Source organism: Flavonifractor sp. HCP28S3_F3, assembly GCF_052065355.1.
Lineage (GTDB): Bacteria > Bacillota > Clostridia > Oscillospirales > Oscillospiraceae > Flavonifractor.
Map to the genome: position 1 here is coordinate 1 of NZ_JBQHUF010000019.1, position 16,971 is coordinate 16,971.

A 16,971-nucleotide genomic window follows, 5' to 3' on the forward strand; every position below is an offset into this window, starting at 1 on the left:
CCTGCGGGACATTAAGAAAGACATTGACAACGGGGAACAGCCGGGAGAAGCTGTGACCGCCGCTATGTTCCAAGCCATGCGGGACGCACTGGCGGAACAGAAACAAAAACCGCTTTCCATTGACGATGTAACGGCGATGATAGCTGGACAGATCGGACAGCTTACGCCGATGGATGAAGAAACTGCCGACCTGTTCCAGCAGTTGGCGAAGAGGATGATTGAGCAGACAGGATAAACATGAACTGTTCAGGAGAAAAAGTCTTGTGTTATGATAAATTTAGGAGAAATTCAATGAAAGAATTAGTTAAAATATCTTGTTATATTGAAGAATATAGCAATCAAAATGGTAAATTGTGTGCAAGATTGAGAGATAAAGCATCAAACAAAAAAGTGGTTTTAATGGGGCACAACACGGACAAAAATCATTTATTAAGGTTTCTTACACAAGCGAAAATACATCAAGACATAATGCCAACTATATATGATAAAGATGGGAAAGATATAGTTGCTGTAAGAGGATACATTGTGTCTGATGCACCAGATGAAATAGTGGTCAATATTGACATTGAAATGGGCGGGTATTTATTTGAATAAAATATAAGATTATCCAAAGGAGGAGCGTTTGCAAATGAGTTCAGTTACAAAAAGAATTAGCGAAATAAAACAACCGAGGGGAGGATATGTAAAGCCATCTCAATTTGAGATACATAAAATTGATGATGGTCATATTTTATCTGAAACCGAGAATATCCATGCTTCTGTTGTTGGAATGGCTGTGGACTATTTAACAAGATTTGCAATGGGGTCAGAACTTTTAGAAGCGTTTAAAATATCCTGTATGGGCGCAAAAATGGCAGAAGAATTGTTTAAACAAAAAAATGCCATGAAAAAAGCAAGTAAATTGTTAGCTGGAATAAAAGCTATTGATGAGAAGTCAATTACAAACGCCTGCAAATTAGTAACATATGATGTATGGTTTAGAAATCCGATGGGAGCAATAATGGCTAAGGGCGCAGATGACATCAATCCAGACGCAGAAACTATACAAAACATAAAAATAATGGTTCAACGAAGTGTAAAATTTTGGGAAGACTACGGCCCTATTGTAAAAGACGGTTTTACATTTGAGCCTAATGGATATACGGAAACAGTTAATTCGGGAGATGGTGATTATCTTACAGCCGATACTTTGTGGGATTTTAAAGTGAGTAAATCAAAACCGACTAATAAACATACACTACAACTATTGATGTACTGGATAATGGGGCAACATTCTGGTCAAAAAATATATAAGAGCATCCAAAATTTAGGAATATTTAATCCTCGTTTAAATGAAGTTTATTTACTTAACGTAAACACTATATCGAAAGAGATAATTACAGAAGTAGAAAGAGATGTTATATGTTATTAACCTTTTTAAGTCTATAAAGATAGCAAAGCCAGCCGAGCCAGTCAACGGTCAAGATGAACGGCGCATTTTATGCGCCGCCGTTGACAGTCCCGTCTGTCTTTGCTGATGGGCAATCAAGGCGGGAAAGCCCTAAAATGGCTTCCCGCCCATTTCAAATTTGAGAGAAGAAACGCTCCAAAATCAAAAAGAGATCGGCCAAGCACTTTGAGGGATTGGCCGCCTTGTTCACCCATTCAGCGGGACGGCGGGCGGCGGTCAAGGCCGGGTGTAAACCCATTCATTTCAGCCTTGACGGTTCCCCGCTGTCCCGCTACTTTCCCGGGAGTGTGGCCACAACTTCGGGACACTTTGTCCACAAGTCGGAGCGTAGGACGAGGGACGGGGGCTTTCATATACGCCCTGTCTGCTGATGAAAACAGCCCTGCGCTTGCGGCTCCACGCCACACAAGCACAGCCCTGTTTTCCTGCCGCTTCAAATGCCCTTGCCCTCCCCGGTGGCAACGGCATTTTCATGGCAACGCCGTCAGAGCGTATAACACACTACACTTTGCTTCGCAAAGTCGTGTGCCAAATGGGGGCGTTGCCCCCTTTGGAAACCCCCACAAGAAAAGGCGGTACGCTACCCCTCCACGGGGCGCATACCGCCTTTTCTTGTTATCCAGCCCTCCGGCTGTATCGGTTGAGCAAAAGTCAGCGTGGGAATGGTGTGGTATCTTTAACTTTGGGAAACTCCCCGCTCCCACTTGCTCACTGCCGACTCGGTGACAAAAAGTTTGTCGGCAAATTCCTTCTGGGTCAGCCCCAGCCCCTTCCGGCAGCGGCAGATATACGCGCCGAAAGTCTTCTTGTTTTCCATATGCAGTCCATCCTTTGCTGTGGCAGATATCGTTGCTCCCCGGGGTCGCCTCCACCATACGGCACATCGGCCCAAAAGGCAAGCGCTTTCCCCCAATTTGCCCCTCGACCGTTAGGAAAGTCCTTTTTGCTCGTTTCTTTTTGTTAAAAATAGCACAAACTCATTACATTATATTGGTTTAGATTGTCAAAAAATATCATAGTATTTTCTAGGATTTTCTCATTGACTTTTTCAAAAAGGGTGCTATACTGAAGCTGAACTCACCAGTATATTTACTGATGCGTCCATAACTTCAAATTTTTTGAAAGGTCGTGTCATCATGGAAAAGCTCACTCAGGAACAGTATGGTCTGTACATCAATGGCAAATGGGTGCCCGCCAGCGACGGCGCTACCTTTACCACCCGCTGCCCCGCCAACGGCGAGGTGCTGGCCACCTGTGCCCAGGCCACCAAGGAGGATGTGGACACTGCCGTCAACGCCGCTTGGGAGGCCTTCAAGACCTGGAAGAACATCACCACCAATGAGCGGGCCGCCATCCTTTACAAGGTGGCCGATATCATTGAGCAGAACGCGGAGCATCTGGCCATGGTGGAGTCCATGGATAACGGCAAGCCCATCCGTGAGACCATGGCCATTGACATTCCCTATTCCGTCCGCCACTTCCGCTACTTCGCCGGCTGCATCATGGCGGAGGAGGGTTCGGCCAACGTGCTGGACGGCACCACCCTCTCCCTGATCCTGCGGGAGCCCATCGGCGTGGTCGGCCAGATCGTCCCCTGGAACTTCCCCTTCCTGATGGCCGCGTGGAAGCTGGCTCCCGTGCTGGCCGCCGGCTGCTGCACCGTGTTCAAGCCCTCCAGCGACACCCCGCTGAGCGTGCTGGAGCTGGCCCGCCTGACCCAGGACGTGATCCCCGCCGGCGTGTTCAACGTCATCACCGGCTCCGGCTCCAAGGCCGGTCAGTACATCCTGGACCACCCCGGCTTCCGCAAGCTGGCCTTCACCGGCTCTACCGAGGTGGGCCGCAACGTCGCCCTGGCGGCGGCGCAGCGCCTGATCCCCTCCACTCTGGAGCTGGGCGGCAAGAGCGCCAACATCTACTTCGACGACTGCAAGTGGGATATGGCCATGGACGGCGTCCAGCTGGGCATCCTGTTCAACCAGGGCCAGGTGTGCTGCGCCGGCTCCCGAGTCTTCGTACAGGACACCATCTATGACAAGTTCATCGAGGAGGCCGCCAAGCGCTTCAACGCCGTTAAGGTTGGCATGCCCTGGGAGGCTGACACCCAGATGGGCTCCCAGATCAACGAGAACCAGGTGAAGAAGATCCTGCAGTACATCGAGATCGGCAAGCAGGAGGGCGCCAAGGTGGCCTGCGGCGGCGAGCGCGCCACGGAAGGCGACCTGGCCAAGGGCTGCTTCATGAAGCCCACCCTGCTGGTGGATGTGGACAACAAGATGCGTGTGGCTCAGGAGGAGATCTTCGGGCCCGTGGCCTGCGTCATCAAGTTCCACGACGAGGACGAGGTCATCGCCATGGCCAACGACAGCGAGTACGGTCTGGGCGGCGCCGTCTGGACCCGGGATATCAACCGGGCCATCCGGGTGTCCCGTGGCATCGAGACCGGCCGTATGTGGGTGAACACCTACAACTCCATCCCCGAGGGCGCCCCCTTCGGCGGCTACAAGGCCTCCGGCATCGGCCGGGAGACCCACAAGGTCATCCTGGAGCACTACACCCACATGAAGAACATCATGATCAACCTGTCCGAAGCCCCCTCCGGCTTCTATCCCGACAAGTAAGCAAGTCTGAAAAGGTCCGGCGCGGAACACCGCGCCGGACCTTTTTTTGCCCTCTTGTGAAACATTTTCCGCCGGAATAGGATATTGAAGGTGAAATGCATTTCAAGGAGAAACGCCATGATGACAGACCAACAGTTCACCCTCCTGGCTCAGCGGTACATGGACACCATCTTCCGGTTGGCGTTCCACTACACCAAAAGCCAGGCGGAGGCGGACGACATCACCCAGGAAGTCCTGTTAAAGCTCTACCGGGCGGATAAGGTCTTTGAGAGTGAGGACCATGTGAAGCACTGGCTGCTGCGGGTGACCATCAACGCCTGCAAAAAGGCGGTGCTGTCCCCCTGGCGGCGGACGGAGCCCATTGAAGACCACACCGCCGCCATCCCATTCCCCAGCCCGGAGCACAGCGACCTGATGGACGCGGTGCTGGCTCTGCCCGCCAAGTACCGGATCCCCATCTACCTGCACTACTACGAGGATTATTCCTGCGACGAGGTGGCCGCCCTCCTCCATATCCCAGGCGCCACGGTCCGAACCCGCCTGCGGCGGGCCCGGGCTATGCTGAAAACCGATCTTCAGGAGGCTGAGAAAGATGTTTGACAAGAAAACCTATCGGGAGGCCGTGTCCTCCCTCCATGCCTCCGGGGAGATCCTGCAGGAGGTCAAAGCTATGACAAACCAGACCAGAAAACCCTTCCGGCTGTCCAGAGCCATTGCCCTGGCCGCCATTGTTACCGCCCTGTGCGCGGCTGCCGCCGTAGCCGCCGCGGGCTTCATCCGCTATGAAAACCCCGCCAATATGCTCCAGGCCTTCTTTGGAGAGAATGTAGACTCCCATGAGGGCATCGTGGAATACAACGAATACGGTAAACTCATTACCAACATGCCGGCCTGGGAGCGGCTCCCCCTGGACGAGAGCGTGGCCCAGGAGCTGGTGGCCCCCTACCTCTTCGCCGTGGGCGAACAGGCGGTGTACGGAGACTACACCCTGACGGTAGAGGCCGGACTGTACGATCCCAGTGTGGGAGCGGGTCTGCTCTACTACAAGGTGGAAAACCCCAATGGGGTGACCGGGTATGAGGTGTTCCCCGATGGGGAGCTGTGGTGGCCGGAGGACGCCCCGGTATTCGCCATGACCAACGCCGCCAGCAGAGACTATCTGGACACCGACTCCACCACCGATACGGAGCTCTGGCTGTGCACCTACTTCGTCACCGACTTCATCACCCACGCTTCCAACCTTCAGGTGTCCATCGGCGACGGTCAAAACCGCCTGGATATGGCCACGGTGGCAGTGGCCCTGCCGGAAAACGGCGCACCAGCCAGCGTGGAGCTGGCGAAGGGCGCCATTACCATCTCCCCCATCGGTATCCGCATCAACGCCCCTGCCCTGGGCCTGCCGGTGGATTCCGATATCGACCAGATCATACTCCACTACGCCGACGGCACGGACTACGTGCTGGAGGATGAGGAGGCCTTTGTCTCCAACCGCACCTATGGCTTCGTGGACATGGAGCAAGGGGCGTTTATCTACACCTTTAACCGCATCGTGGACACCACGGCCCTGGCGTCGGTGACCATTGAGGGTACCGACTACCCACTGCCGGGCTAAGAGAAAAACGGCCGCATCCGCGGCCGTTTTTTTTCGCTTTCCTTTGACAGATTTGTCCCTGCTGTGTTGTTATAGAGGTGAAAGGAGGGAGTGCCATGGAGGAACAGCGGGCGCAGTACCTGGTGGAGCGGTACGCCGACGCCATTCTGCGCATCGGCTTTACCTGGCTGGGAGACATGGACGACGCCAAAGACATCTGCCAGGACGTGCTGCTCAAGCTGGTGACGGACGAGCGCGCCTTCCCCGACGCCGGACAGGAGCGGGCCTGGGTGGTGCGTCTCACCATCAACCGGTGCAAGAACTGGAAAAAGAGCGCCTGGTTTCGCCGCCGGGCGCCCCTGGAGGAGGGGCTTCACCTGAGTGTGGAGGCCCCGGAGCCGGAGGACGGCTCCCTGTTGGAGCAGGTGAACCGCCTGCCGCCCAAATACCGGCAGGTGCTCTACCTGCGGTACTACGAGGACTATGAGGTACAGGAAATTGCCGCGCTGCTGGGCCAGAGCCCCGCTCTGGTGAGCACCCATCTGGCCCGGGCCAAGGCCAAACTGCGGCAGCAGCTGGGAGGGAATTGCTATGATGGATAACCGCTATCGGGACGAGCTGGATCAGATCAGGCTGACCGGAGAGAGCAAACAGGAGCTGGCCCGGGCGCTGGCCGCCCGGCAGGGCAGCAAACCCGCCCGCCGTTGGAGCCGCACCGCCGTTGCGGCCGCCGTGATCGCGGCAGTGCTGGCGGGCACGGTAGGGGCGGCGGTGGTTCTGCCGCCGGTGGTACAGAACTATTTTGGCGACAGCGCCGGGTACCGGCAGAGCGCCATGGAGCTGGGCCAGTCTATCACCAAAAACGGCTGGACCATGACCCTCACCGACTGTCTGGCCGACGACTACACGATTTATCTGGGGCTCACCCTCACCGCCCCGGAGGGTACGGTGCTGGACTGCCCATACGGGTATCACTTTATGGATCCTTTTATGCCGGATTTTGACCTGCCGGGGCTGACTGGCAGCGGAACCTATCATCAGGTGGAGGACGACGACCCCACAGACAACCAGATCAGCTTTCTGTTTTCCTGGAGCTATTACTCCCCGGAGAAGTCCCTCAACGGCCAGACTCTGGAATTTACGCTGGGGGAGCTCTATCACGACGTTGGCTGGAACGGCGGGACGGAATACTCCATTGAAAAAATCTACGACTGCAACGAGACCTGGGCCTTCCGCACCACGCTGAATTACCCGGACCACATCATCCGGCTGGAGCCTGACGTCACGGTCCATACCCTGGGCGTGGACGCAAAGGTGGCCGAGGTGACGGTATCACCCATCAGTGTGTATGTGCTGCTGGCGGACAGCTCTCTGTTAGGGCACCACCACAACCCGCCCCGGAACTCTGAGGGCTACCCCGCCTGCACCGAATACCAGGAGATCACCCTGTATACCAAGGACGGCACCGCCATCCCCCTGACAGACGACAGCCCGGAGAGCGGCTGCGACGAGAACACCTGGCCGCTGCCTCCCGACTGGGATGCCGACCCCTCCGGCGCGGAGATGGGCTGGCTCCGGTTCATCCGCCGCCCGGACACTCCCCTGGACGTGGAAAACCTGGCCTCCATCTCCATCTGCGGGGTGGAGATCCCGCTGGAGTAGCAGGTCCCTTACCCCTCCTGCCAGGTGATGCGCAATTTGGTATCCAGAGGGAATTCCAGCAGCTTGTCCCCCACCCGCCGCTCCTCGGTGAGGGCTACGGCGGTAATGGCGCAGTTGTCGTAGGTCTTGTAATAATAGGTGCCGGTGTTCGTATTGATGCAGCAGGAGTAGCGAGTGATATCGCAGTTCCCTTCGGGAGTACGCACAGAACCCCGGGGCATAGCCACCGTGTCCAGCAGGTGGAAGAACTGGCTGACGCTGCTCTCCTCGCTGTCCTCACAGACAGAGTTCCGCTTGCAGAACGCCGTCCGGACATACCGGGAGGCGGGAGACCAGTCGCCCGGCAGACCGATTGCCCCCATGCCCTGTCCGAAGGGGGGCAGTTCCAGAGCGGGGTCCAGAGTATTGTCCGGCTGGGCGGCGGACAGCCCCCGGTACTGGGTCAGGTTGGTGAGATGGAAGGGGAAGGTGGGGTTGTTGGTCAGAACACCCACCGGGTCGGGATACACCTTTACCCCGTCCGCCATGGGCTCGGCCACGAAGGCCCCGTGCTTGTCGGCGATGTGCCAGTGGAGGGGAGCCAGAGGCATGTTAGGCCGGAAGGGCACCCCCAACAGCGGAATGCGCTTCATCTGCTCCGCCGCCTCCGCCGCCGTCTGACAGGTACCCAGCAGGTAGGGGATCAGCTCGTAAGGGGCCAGAGCCTCCTTTGCGTCTCCCTCCGGCGGATAATGCGCATTGCCGGGGAAGTTGAGCCCTGCCATATAGACCCCCGACTCGTTGACCGCCTCGGCGTACAGGGGATAACCCTCCGCCACGCTGGCCATGCCGATAATGGCCTGATGGGTTTCCAGGGTGGACATTTTGTGAAATTCCAGCTTAAAATTACGAGGTGTAATAACGACTTTTTCCCCAAAGGCATATTCCAGGTCCAAATTACGGCCGGTATAGGTATCTTTTGTCGTGAGAGCAATGCTGGTACACATGGCGAGGCCTCCTTTTTTCCTTCAGTTTAACCCATTTGAAAAAAATCCCCCGGGCTGGCCCGGGGGATTTTTCTTACATTTTTTCAGGTGCGGTAACGCCGATGAGGCCAAGGCAGTTGGCAATCACGGCCCGGACGGTGTCCGCCAGCTTCAGGCGGGCGGCAAGCACATGGGCTTCCTCACCCTTGATGCGGCAGGCATTGTAGAACCGGTGGAAGTCGCCGGCCAGGGTGATGAGGTAGCGGTTCACGTGGGAGGGGTCATAGTCCCGGGCGGAGAGCCGGATGATCTCAGGCAGCTGGGACAGCGTCTTGATCAGGGCCTTCTCCTCTGACGTCTCAAACAGGGCGGCGTCCACAGAAGCGGCGTCGGGCACCATGGCGCCCTCCTCCGCCAGACGGCTCACCAGAGAGCAGATACGGGCGTGGGCGTACTGGACGTAGTACACCGGGTTGTCGGAGTCCTGACGCACCGCCAGGTCCAGGTCGAAGTCCAGGGCGGAGGTGGAGGACCGGGAGTTGAAGAAGAACCGGGCGGCGTCCACGCTCACCTCGTCCAGCAGGTCCCGCAGGGCGATGGCCTTGCCGGAGCGCTTGGACATACGGACAGGCTGGCCGTCCTGCAGCAGGTTCACCAGCTGCATCAGCACCACGATGAGCCGGTGGGAGCCGTCCAGGCCCAGGCCGTCCAGGGCGGCCTGGAGACGTGCCACGTGGCCGTGGTGGTCGGCGCCCCAGATGTTGATGGCCTTGGAGAAGCCCCGCTTCTCCAGCTTGTTGCGGTGGTAGGCGATATCGGCGGCGAAGTAGGTGTAGAAGCCGTTGGCCCGACGGAGCACGTCGTCCTTCAGGTCCAGCTTGTCCACCTGCTCCTGGGTCTTGCCCTCAGCCAGGAACTTCTGCTTGAGCAGAGCGGTGGTGTTGAGCCACAGGGCGCCGTCCTTCTCGTAGGTCCAGCCCTTGTCAGTCAGCATGCCCACCGTCTCGGCCACATAGCCGGAGCTGTGGAGGCCGGACTCCAGGAACCACTCGTCGTACTCGATCTGATAGCGGCGCAGGTCAGCCTTCATCTTGGGGATGTTCACAGACAGGCCGTACTGAGCCATGGCCTCCTGCCGCTCCTCCACCGGCTTGTCCTTCCAGTCGGGGCCGTGCTGATCGTAGAAGGCCTGAGCCAGCTCCTTGATGTCGTCTCCATGGTAGCCGTCCTCGGGGAAGGGATAGTTCTCCTCACCCAGCACGATCTGGAGGTACCGGGCGTCGATGGACATGGCGAACTTGTGGATCTGGTTGCCGGCGTCGTTGACGTAGAACTCACGCCACACGTCGTAGCCAGCACGCTCCAGCACGCTGGCCAGAGCGTCGCCCAGCACGCCGCCCCGGGCGTTGCCAATGTGCATGGGGCCGGTGGGGTTGGCGGAGACGAACTCCACCATCACCTTCTCGCCCTTGCCCTCGTCCACCTTGCCGTAGGTGTTACCCTCGGCCTGGATGTCGGTCAGGACCTCACCGTACCACTTGCTGCCCAGGGTGAAGTTCAGGAAGCCGGGACCGGCGATCTCCACCTTGTCAAAGAAGGTACCCGCCAGGTCCAGGTTGTCCACGATGGTCTGGGCGATCTGCCGGGGAGCCTTGTGCAGGGCCTTGGCACCCGCCATGGCAAAGGAGGAGGCGTAGTCGCCGTGGGTGGGATCCTTGGGGATCTCGATGGTGGCCTTTACCTCCGCGCCGGCGGGCAGCAGGCCGGCCGCCGCGGCCTTCTCGTAGGCCGCCTGGGTCAGTTGGGCGACCTGCTCCCGGGCCGCCTGGATCATATTGGACATCTCTATCACCTTTTCTTTTTACTTATCAAAAATGCAAGCATTTTTGATAGATGCAGCCCGCCGCGCGCATCCTCTGTCCGCCAAAGGCGGCCAGAGTCCACACTTGCGGGCTGAGCGGTGTTTTTTCCGAGGCACATGTCCCCGGAAAAAACGGATTTTTTATTCTCTGCCGAGGGCTGCTGGGTCAAAACGGTCGTTACTGCTTGATGGACAGGCCCTTCTGACGCACCTGGATACGAAACAGGTTCTCGCCCGCCACAGCGTGATCGATCTCGATAGCGTAGTCGATCTCAATGCTGCCGCCGGCGGCATCCAGCTCCGCCTTCATCTTCCTGGTGCTGATCCCCACTGCCAGGGCCCCGTAAGGGGTATTATACATAGACAGGTGCCGCCGGCCCTCCTCAAACACCATCTGGGAGTTGACCTCCCCGATGCGCAGCAGGGTCACCCGATCCCGCTCGATCTGGAAGGTGGTGAGGGTACCCTCCAGGCCGGTGAGCTCGCTCTCCTGATAGGTCAGGGTGTAGGCGTCCTCCCCGTCAGGCTGGAGGCAGCCTTCCGTCACCAGCTCAATGGTCTCCGGCTCAGCCTGCTCATAGCTCTGTCTGCCCTGGATGGAGATGATCACATTGTTTTCCATGATACCTTGTACCTCGCCTATGCGTTTGCAAATTGCAAAATATTATACCTGATTTGGGTCAAAATGTAAAGAGTTCGCCCTAATATTGGCTGATATCCACCTGGCCCACCGCCTCGGTCACGTCCCAGCCCAGGAAAATGGAGGCCAGCCGGGAAAAGTCCTCCTGCCGGTCGCTGACAAAATAGCGGTATGTTCCCCCAGAAGGGTTGGGAGCCAGGGCGTCTGTCTGTTCCAGCATGCCAGCCACCGCCCGGGCGCCCTCCGCGCCGGCGTTGATAAGCTGCACATCCGGCCCCATGTAGGCGGCAATGACCCCCTCCAGCAGAGGGTAGTGGGTGCAGCCCAGCACCAGGGTATCCACCCCGGCCTCCTTCAGCGGCGCCAGATACTCTGACACCACCGTCTCGATGACGATATCCCCCCGCCGGAACCGGCCGTTCTCCACCAGGGGCACAAACAGCGGACAGGCACGGGACAGCACCTGGGCGTCGGGATTGGCGCTGTGGATCAGCCGCTCATAGGCGCCGCTGCGGATAGTAGCCTGGGTACCGATGAGGCCGATCTTCCCGTTTTTCGTGGTCCGTGCAGCCGCCTGGGCCGCCGGCACCACCACACCCAGCACCGGCATGGGATTCTCCTGGGACAGGATATCCAGCGATGTGGTGGACACCGTGCCGCAGGCGATGACGATGGCTTTCAGGTCAAAGGTACGCAGGAAAGCCACGTCCTGCCGGGCATATTTGACGATGGTCTCCGCCGAACGGCTGCCATAGGGCACCCGCCCGGTGTCCCCGAAGTATACGATATCCTCCCCGGGCAGCAGATGGCACAGCTCCCGTACCGTGGTCAGCCCGCCCAGGCCGGAGTCGAACACACCGATGGGTCTTTTATCCAAGACCATCCCTCCTACAAGGTTTTGTTTGGCATCTATTTATGATATGCGAAATCCCGCTATAAAGCAAGGACATTTCCGCTAAAAATACGGGAAAAAACCGCATCCGCCCCGTCCTTTTTTCTCCGCCCGGTTTGACATTTCAGCCATGCTGACTATAATAAGATACATAGAGCCCCTGGGCTCTTAGTCACGACAGCAAGGAGGGTCTGCACGATGAAGCTGGAGCTGACGACCAAGCAATTCCGCCGCCTGCTGGATATGGCGTATATCGGAAACTGGATCCTGAATTCCACCCGGGGCGACGACCGCTTCCGGGATTATGATGAAGTGGAGAGCCTGCTGTTTGCCAAAGCGCGGGAAGCGGGCATGACCACCCTGGCCGAGGACTGGCAAGGCGAAGTGGTGCCCTCCCGGGCCTTTGCCGAGGGCGGCATCCACGAGGCCATTATGGAATATGAGAACAACGTGTTCTTCGACATTCTGGCGGAGGACCTGGCCCGCCGGGATATGGACGACGCTCCCATCGACGAGAGCAATTATGACGAGCTTACCAGTCGGATCGACGCCTATATCGCGGAATTTGAACAGCACGGCACCGATAACATTCTGGTAGACAGCGATCAGCTGTGATCAGCTAACAAGAGCAGGACCCCCGGTCTATGACCGGGGGTCCTGTTTTTCTCTGTTCAGTTCATCCACTGGATCTCCGCTCCCTCGGGGGGCGCGGCGGGCACAGTGCGGTTGGTGACGGAGGAGGTGCTGTCGGCCTCCAGGGTGATCTTGCCCACGTACTCGCCCTTGAACTCCATGGTGCAGGTGCTCTTCAGGGGGGTAGCGGACATATCGAAGGTCACGTCCACGGGGAACGCTCCAGGTACATTGATTCTGCCGCTGCAGTCCATGGTCTGGAGCTTGCCGTCCACCGTCTTGGCAGTCAGATCCATCTTCACGTCGGGCAGCTGCACCTGACCGGTAAGCAGGTCGGCCAGGCCCACCTCTTCATAGTCAATGCCCAGCTCGTCCAGCCGGTCCTTCAGGGTGAGCAGGTCCAGATGGGCGGAGTAGGTCACGGTGCTGCCGGACTCCTTGCGGGTGAAGTTTTCATCGCCCAGGAAGATCCGCAGGGGCAGCACAGTGTCCATCACGGTCTCCCAGGGGCTCTCATAGTACCAGCCGCTGTTTTTCTGCTGCTCCACCAGCAGGCTGCCCAGGGTGAACTCCCAGCCGCCGCTGAGCATCTGGCTCAGCATGACCCGCTGGGCGTCATCCATCCGGACGCCCATCCACTGGTCCTCACCCATCTCACCGGTCAGCTGGAACACGCCGCCGCCCTGGACGTACACGGTTCCCTCGTTGGTATTGAGGATCACGCTTATCTTGTCGCCGTCGGCACCATGGATCAGCTCCAGCGCCTCGGGAGGCAGGGCGGAGAAGATGGTATCCTCCAGATCGCCCAGGTCCACGCCCAGGGTCAGGTCGGCGCTCACGCCGTCCTTGCTCTGAAGGGTGGCCACATCCAGGGCCAGGGAGGCACTGTCGTGCTCCTTCTCCCCGTACAGGGTGCCGGTGAGGGTCATATTCCCGGTACCGGCGTAGGTCTTGCTCCAGTCCACCGCTGCCATGGAGGCCGCCATCAGCTCGTTATAGCAGGTGAAATAGCTGTCCACCTCGGCCTGGAGCGCATCCCAGTCGGTAAGGTAGGCCGCCTCATAATAATCGTCCCAGTAGACGCCCAGGCCCAGGGCCTCTGCCGCCGCCCGGACAGGAATGTACACCCGGCCGCTCACAGCGGTGGGGGCCGCGCCCATGTCGGTCTCCATCAGCTTATCGCCTACCGTGTAGGACAGGGTGCTGCTCCCCAGCTCCATGGTCAGGGTGTCCCCCGCCTCGGTTTTGGCGGTGATGAGGCCATCCTGATAGTCCACCTGGGCGCCCATCCCTTCCAGCAGAGCACGGAAGGGCACCAGGGTGCGGCCGTTCACCGCCATGGGCTCCAGACCGCCGAAGTCCAGATAGACGCCGTTCAGGCTGACATTGATCCCCTCGGGGAAGGGCATGCCCATGGCGGTCTTCTCCTCCACCAGGTAGTCATACCAGTCCTCCCCGCCTGCGTCATAGTCATAGTGCACCATGGACCAGTCCGCGTTATCCAGATAATACTGATCCATGGGCAGCCAGGCCCACGCCTCATAGTCCATCCAATACTGGTCCCACGCCTCCTCGGTCCAGGTCTCCTCGGCGGCGTCCTTCTGCTCCTGGGTCCAGGTGTTCCAGGGGCCATACTGCTCATACAGACTAGTGGGATCTTCCTCCGCTGCCAAAGCAGGCGCTAAGCAGCCCAATACCATCAGAGTTGTCAAAAGAATACAAATTTTCCGTTTCATAGGGCCTCCCCCTGTTCCTTTTTGATAAATTTATGGTAGCACAAAATAATTCTTCTGTCTACGGAGGAAATGCTTATCTTACGAAAAAAACCTGCCGTCTTATGACGGCAGGTTTTTCATTCAACCCAGCAGAGCCAGGAAGAAGTCTTTGAACTTGTCCCAGTAGCCCATAACGAAAATCACCAGAACGATGATGGGCAGGATATAGGTAAAGTATACCCGGAACCGGGCGGGGAATTTGACGCCCTTGCCCTGGTCGGCCTCGGCCAGGAAGTTGTCAAAGCCCCAGGCGTACTTCTTGGACACGCAGCAGAACAGCAGGAAGATCACAGAGCCCAGGGGCAGCAGATTGTTGCTGACCAGGAAGTCCTCAAAGTCCATGATGCCCATGCCCAGGATCTTGACGCCGGACCACAGGTTGTTGCCCAGCAGGCAGGGCAGGCTCAGCAGGAAGATGAGCACCAGGTTGGACAGCACCGCCTTCCGGCGGGGCATACCCCACTTGTCCATCCAGCAGGCCAGAATGTTCTCAAACACGGCGGTGACGGTGGACAGGGCGGCAAAGAACAGGAACACAAAGAAGAGCGCGCCCCACAGCCGTCCGCCGGGCATGGCGTTGAACACGTTGGGCAGGGTAACGAAAATCAGGTTGGGGCCGGCGTCGGGGCTGATACCGAAGGCAAAGGCGGAGGGGAAAATGATCAGGCCGGCCACAAAGGCCACGCAGGTATCCAGGATACCCACGCTGATGGTCTCCCCGAACAGCCGCCGGTCTTTGCCGATGTAGCTGCCGAAAATGGCCATGGCGCCGATGCCCAGGCTCAGGGTAAAGAATGCCTGACCCATGGCGGCGTAGATGGCCTCCCACAGCCGGAAGCCGCCGTCTGCATTATACATCAGATTGTGGAAGTTGGGCACCAGGTAGAACTTCAGACCTTCCACCGCACCAGGCAGGGTAACGGCCCGGATGGCCAGCACCACCAGCAGCGCCAGCAGGCAGAGCATCATGAACTTGTTGGCCTTCTCCACACCGTTGCGCAGACCCCGGCTGCAGATGACCATACCCAGCACCACCACGATGGCCATGAAGAGCAGCTGGATGCCCGGCTGAGCCGTCATGTCGGAAAAAGCCTGGGACACGCTGGCCTGATCCAGTCCGTCAAACTGGCCGGCGGCGATCTTGCAGAAGTACAGCAGCAGCCAGCCGGCGATGGTGGTGTAGAACATCATCAGCAGGTAGTTGCCCGCCATGCCGAACCAGCCGTACCAGTGCCACTTGGTGCCCTTGGGCTCCAGCGCCTGAAATGCCACGATGATACTCTTTCGGCTGGCCCGGCCCACGGCAAATTCCATGGCCATGATGGGCAGGCCCATCACCAGCAGAAAGACCAGATAGATCAGCACAAAAGCAGCACCGCCGTACTGTCCCACGATATAGGGGAAACGCCAGACGTTGCCCAGGCCGATGGCGCACCCGGCGGAAATGAGCACAAAGCCCAGCCGGGACGCAAAGGTTTCTCTCTCTTTCAACTCGATCCCTCCAAAAATATGCGGTCTGCTCAGCACATTTCGCCGGCAAACGCAACCTTTATCATAGCCGATTTTTGGAGGGCTGTCAATGGAGGGACGGCGTCACAGCCAATCGTCAATCACGTCCCGCAGCGTCACTGGGGAGACCCCGTTGCGGATGAGCAGCTCCATCAGAGCGTCGATCCGGCTGGTGCTGATGGTGATATCGGGAACAGCTGCCTCTTCCCCGTCCTCCCCCACGACCTTTACCCCGTAGCTCTCGCAGGCCAGTCCGCCGCTCACGGCCATCTCTCCCACCAGTATGTAATAGCGGTACCCGTGAGACCGTCCGTCCTCACCGGTCTCCCGGCAGGTATCCACCAGAAGCTCTCGCATATTCCTTCCCCTTTCCGGCTTTCTATGACTTAATTATACATTGTTGGAATAATTTGTAAAGTAATATCGTTCCCGTATTTTCGTCATGAATCGCCGGAGAGGAAGAGATAACGAAAAGTATTATTCCGCGTCCTTTTCCGCTTTTGTATACAGCAGCACCGCACCCAGCACCAGAACCGCGCCCAATAGCTGCAAGGGCGCGGGGATCTCCCCGAACAGCGGGACAGCCAGGGCGCCGGAAAAGACCGGCTCACACAGCTTGGCCGCCGACACATAAGCGGGAGACAGGTACTTCAGGCACCAGCTGAACAGGCTGTGTCCCATCAGGGTACACAGCACCGCCAGACCCAGACCAATGAGCCATTCCCGACCGCCGTAGCCTACCAGCGGCGTGCCGGAGCCCGCTGCCATCACCAGAAGCGCCAGGAAACAGAATACGTAGGTCAGGAAGGTGTAAATAGTGGTAGAAAGGTGTCCTCTCTGTATTTTTCCGATCAAAGTATACAGAGAGACAAAGATTGCCGCCGCCAGAGCCAGGATATTGCCATAGAGCTGGCCGCCTCCGCCCCCTCCGGCCACCGCCAGCAGAGCGCTGCCGCCGAAGGCCAGCAGGATGGCCCACACCCCCAGAGGCGGGATACGGCCCTTGAGAAAGAGGGCGAAGCCCAGAGCGGTAAAGATGACCTCGGTGGATACCAGCACGGTGGACACCGCCACGCCGGTCCACTTCAAAGACTCGAACCAGGTGAGAAAATGCAGCGCCAGACACAGACCGCTGAGGGCACACAGCGCCACGTCCCGGCCTTTGACCCGGAGCAGTTCGGCCCGGAATCTGGTCAGCACCATGGGCAGCAGGAGCAGCACCGTCCAGCCCAGGCGATACACCGCTGTAATCACAGAGGGTGCCTGGGAATAGCGCACCAGGATGGCGGATACTGATACGCCTAATACACCCAGCAGCAGAACCCCTCTGGGATGCTTGTCAAACATCGTCCTTCACTTCCTCTGACAGAAA

At 58.2% G+C, this 16,971-nt stretch carries 18 protein-coding genes; 9 read left to right on the forward strand and 9 right to left on the reverse strand.

The window, feature by feature from the left end; genetic code table 11:
* The 3 genes from ACTNB1_RS13675 to ACTNB1_RS13685 all read left to right on the forward strand — a co-directional run.
* The coding region (locus ACTNB1_RS13675; RefSeq protein WP_441170235.1) for a hypothetical protein at positions 1–235 on the forward strand (235 nt) is incomplete at its 5' end.
* A 56-nt stretch (positions 236–291) separates the two neighbouring features.
* Positions 292–594, forward strand: a complete 303-nt coding sequence (locus tag ACTNB1_RS13680) for a hypothetical protein (protein WP_025482626.1) — start codon at positions 292–294, stop codon at positions 592–594.
* 34 nt (positions 595–628) lie between these two features.
* Entirely contained in the window at positions 629–1,411 is a 783-nt protein-coding gene (locus ACTNB1_RS13685) for a hypothetical protein (RefSeq protein ID WP_025482627.1), read from the forward strand.
* Positions 1,412–2,126: 715 nt separating this feature from the next.
* Here ACTNB1_RS13685 and ACTNB1_RS13690 read toward each other — a convergent pair.
* Entirely contained in the window at positions 2,127–2,267 is a 141-nt protein-coding gene (locus ACTNB1_RS13690; protein ID WP_441170236.1) for a helix-turn-helix domain-containing protein, read from the reverse strand.
* 319 nt (positions 2,268–2,586) lie between these two features.
* Between ACTNB1_RS13690 and ACTNB1_RS13695 the strand changes: the two genes are divergently transcribed.
* From ACTNB1_RS13695 to ACTNB1_RS13715, 5 genes are all read left to right on the forward strand, one after another.
* Complete coding sequence (locus ACTNB1_RS13695) at positions 2,587–4,071, forward strand: aldehyde dehydrogenase family protein (RefSeq protein WP_441170237.1); 1,485 nt, start codon at positions 2,587–2,589, stop codon at positions 4,069–4,071.
* A gap of 120 nt (positions 4,072–4,191) precedes the next feature.
* Positions 4,192–4,671 carry a sigma-70 family RNA polymerase sigma factor gene (locus tag ACTNB1_RS13700; RefSeq protein WP_441170239.1) on the forward strand — a complete coding sequence of 160 codons (480 nt, stop codon included), beginning with the start codon at positions 4,192–4,194 and terminating at the stop codon, positions 4,669–4,671.
* Positions 4,664–5,683, forward strand: coding sequence for a hypothetical protein (locus ACTNB1_RS13705; protein WP_441170241.1), 1,020 nt, complete (start codon positions 4,664–4,666; stop codon positions 5,681–5,683). The genes ACTNB1_RS13700 and ACTNB1_RS13705 overlap by 8 nt, the downstream gene beginning before the upstream one ends.
* Positions 5,684–5,778: 95 nt before the next feature.
* Positions 5,779–6,264 (forward strand): RNA polymerase sigma factor, encoded by a 486-nt coding sequence (locus ACTNB1_RS13710; protein ID WP_441170242.1) that lies wholly within the window; start codon positions 5,779–5,781, stop codon positions 6,262–6,264.
* Complete coding sequence (locus ACTNB1_RS13715) at positions 6,254–7,324, forward strand: DUF4179 domain-containing protein (protein WP_441170244.1); 1,071 nt, start codon at positions 6,254–6,256, stop codon at positions 7,322–7,324. The genes ACTNB1_RS13710 and ACTNB1_RS13715 overlap by 11 nt, the downstream gene beginning before the upstream one ends.
* 8 nt (positions 7,325–7,332) lie before the next feature.
* Here the strand turns inward: ACTNB1_RS13715 and bsh are convergent, their stop codons facing one another.
* The 4 genes from bsh to murI all read right to left on the reverse strand — a co-directional run bounded on the left by bsh (position 7,333) and on the right by murI (position 11,667).
* On the reverse strand, positions 7,333–8,310 hold the full coding sequence (gene bsh, locus ACTNB1_RS13720) for a choloylglycine hydrolase (protein ID WP_441170246.1): 978 nt from the start codon (positions 8,308–8,310) through the stop codon (positions 7,333–7,335).
* A gap of 73 nt (positions 8,311–8,383) precedes the next feature.
* Complete coding sequence (argS, locus tag ACTNB1_RS13725) at positions 8,384–10,132, reverse strand: arginine--tRNA ligase (protein ID WP_441170247.1); 1,749 nt, start codon at positions 10,130–10,132, stop codon at positions 8,384–8,386.
* 196 nt (positions 10,133–10,328) lie between these two features.
* Complete coding sequence (locus ACTNB1_RS13730) at positions 10,329–10,772, reverse strand: DUF1934 domain-containing protein (RefSeq protein WP_441170249.1); 444 nt, start codon at positions 10,770–10,772, stop codon at positions 10,329–10,331.
* Positions 10,773–10,851: 79 nt separating this feature from the next.
* Entirely contained in the window at positions 10,852–11,667 is an 816-nt protein-coding gene (murI, locus tag ACTNB1_RS13735) for a glutamate racemase (protein WP_441170251.1), read from the reverse strand.
* Between the two features lie 213 nt (positions 11,668–11,880).
* Here murI and ACTNB1_RS13740 point away from each other — a divergent pair, with 213 nt between their 5' ends.
* Entirely contained in the window at positions 11,881–12,297 is a 417-nt protein-coding gene (locus tag ACTNB1_RS13740) for a hypothetical protein (RefSeq protein WP_441170252.1), read from the forward strand.
* Positions 12,298–12,353: 56 nt separating this feature from the next.
* Here the strand turns inward: ACTNB1_RS13740 and ACTNB1_RS13745 are convergent, their stop codons facing one another.
* From ACTNB1_RS13745 to ACTNB1_RS13760, 4 genes are all read right to left on the reverse strand, one after another.
* Entirely contained in the window at positions 12,354–14,051 is a 1,698-nt protein-coding gene (locus tag ACTNB1_RS13745; RefSeq protein WP_441170253.1) for a copper amine oxidase N-terminal domain-containing protein, read from the reverse strand.
* A 120-nt stretch (positions 14,052–14,171) separates the two neighbouring features.
* Positions 14,172–15,581 (reverse strand): sodium-dependent transporter, encoded by a 1,410-nt coding sequence (locus ACTNB1_RS13750; RefSeq protein ID WP_441170254.1) that lies wholly within the window; start codon positions 15,579–15,581, stop codon positions 14,172–14,174.
* A gap of 102 nt (positions 15,582–15,683) precedes the next feature.
* Positions 15,684–15,956, reverse strand: coding sequence for a DUF6514 family protein (locus ACTNB1_RS13755; protein ID WP_441170255.1), 273 nt, complete (start codon positions 15,954–15,956; stop codon positions 15,684–15,686).
* Between the two features lie 120 nt (positions 15,957–16,076).
* The gene (locus tag ACTNB1_RS13760; protein ID WP_441170257.1) at positions 16,077–16,946 is read right to left on the reverse strand and encodes a DMT family transporter; all 870 of its coding nucleotides are present in this window, start codon (positions 16,944–16,946) and stop codon (positions 16,077–16,079) included.
* Positions 16,947–16,971 lie beyond the last annotated feature (25 nt).

Excerpts from the sequence above, each read along its gene's own strand:
- argS (WP_441170247.1), bottom strand. The coding sequence starts at position 10,132 with ATGTCCAATATGATCCAGGCGGCCCGGGAGCAGGTCGCCCAACTGACC.
- ACTNB1_RS13695 (WP_441170237.1), top strand. The coding sequence starts at position 2,587 with ATGGAAAAGCTCACTCAGGAACAGTATGGTCTGTACATCAATGGCAAA.
- bsh (WP_441170246.1), bottom strand. The coding sequence starts at position 8,310 with ATGTGTACCAGCATTGCTCTCACGACAAAAGATACCTATACCGGCCGT.
- ACTNB1_RS13755 (WP_441170255.1), bottom strand. The coding sequence starts at position 15,956 with ATGCGAGAGCTTCTGGTGGATACCTGCCGGGAGACCGGTGAGGACGGA.
- ACTNB1_RS13730 (WP_441170249.1), bottom strand. The coding sequence starts at position 10,772 with ATGGAAAACAATGTGATCATCTCCATCCAGGGCAGACAGAGCTATGAG.
- ACTNB1_RS13700 (WP_441170239.1), top strand. The coding sequence starts at position 4,192 with ATGACAGACCAACAGTTCACCCTCCTGGCTCAGCGGTACATGGACACC.
- ACTNB1_RS13745 (WP_441170253.1), bottom strand. The coding sequence starts at position 14,051 with ATGAAACGGAAAATTTGTATTCTTTTGACAACTCTGATGGTATTGGGC.
- ACTNB1_RS13705 (WP_441170241.1), top strand. The coding sequence starts at position 4,664 with ATGTTTGACAAGAAAACCTATCGGGAGGCCGTGTCCTCCCTCCATGCC.
- ACTNB1_RS13680 (WP_025482626.1), top strand. The coding sequence starts at position 292 with ATGAAAGAATTAGTTAAAATATCTTGTTATATTGAAGAATATAGCAAT.
- ACTNB1_RS13760 (WP_441170257.1), bottom strand. The coding sequence starts at position 16,946 with ATGTTTGACAAGCATCCCAGAGGGGTTCTGCTGCTGGGTGTATTAGGC.
- ACTNB1_RS13740 (WP_441170252.1), top strand. The coding sequence starts at position 11,881 with ATGAAGCTGGAGCTGACGACCAAGCAATTCCGCCGCCTGCTGGATATG.
- ACTNB1_RS13710 (WP_441170242.1), top strand. The coding sequence starts at position 5,779 with ATGGAGGAACAGCGGGCGCAGTACCTGGTGGAGCGGTACGCCGACGCC.
- ACTNB1_RS13690 (WP_441170236.1), bottom strand. The coding sequence starts at position 2,267 with ATGGAAAACAAGAAGACTTTCGGCGCGTATATCTGCCGCTGCCGGAAG.
- ACTNB1_RS13685 (WP_025482627.1), top strand. The coding sequence starts at position 629 with ATGAGTTCAGTTACAAAAAGAATTAGCGAAATAAAACAACCGAGGGGA.
- ACTNB1_RS13715 (WP_441170244.1), top strand. The coding sequence starts at position 6,254 with ATGATGGATAACCGCTATCGGGACGAGCTGGATCAGATCAGGCTGACC.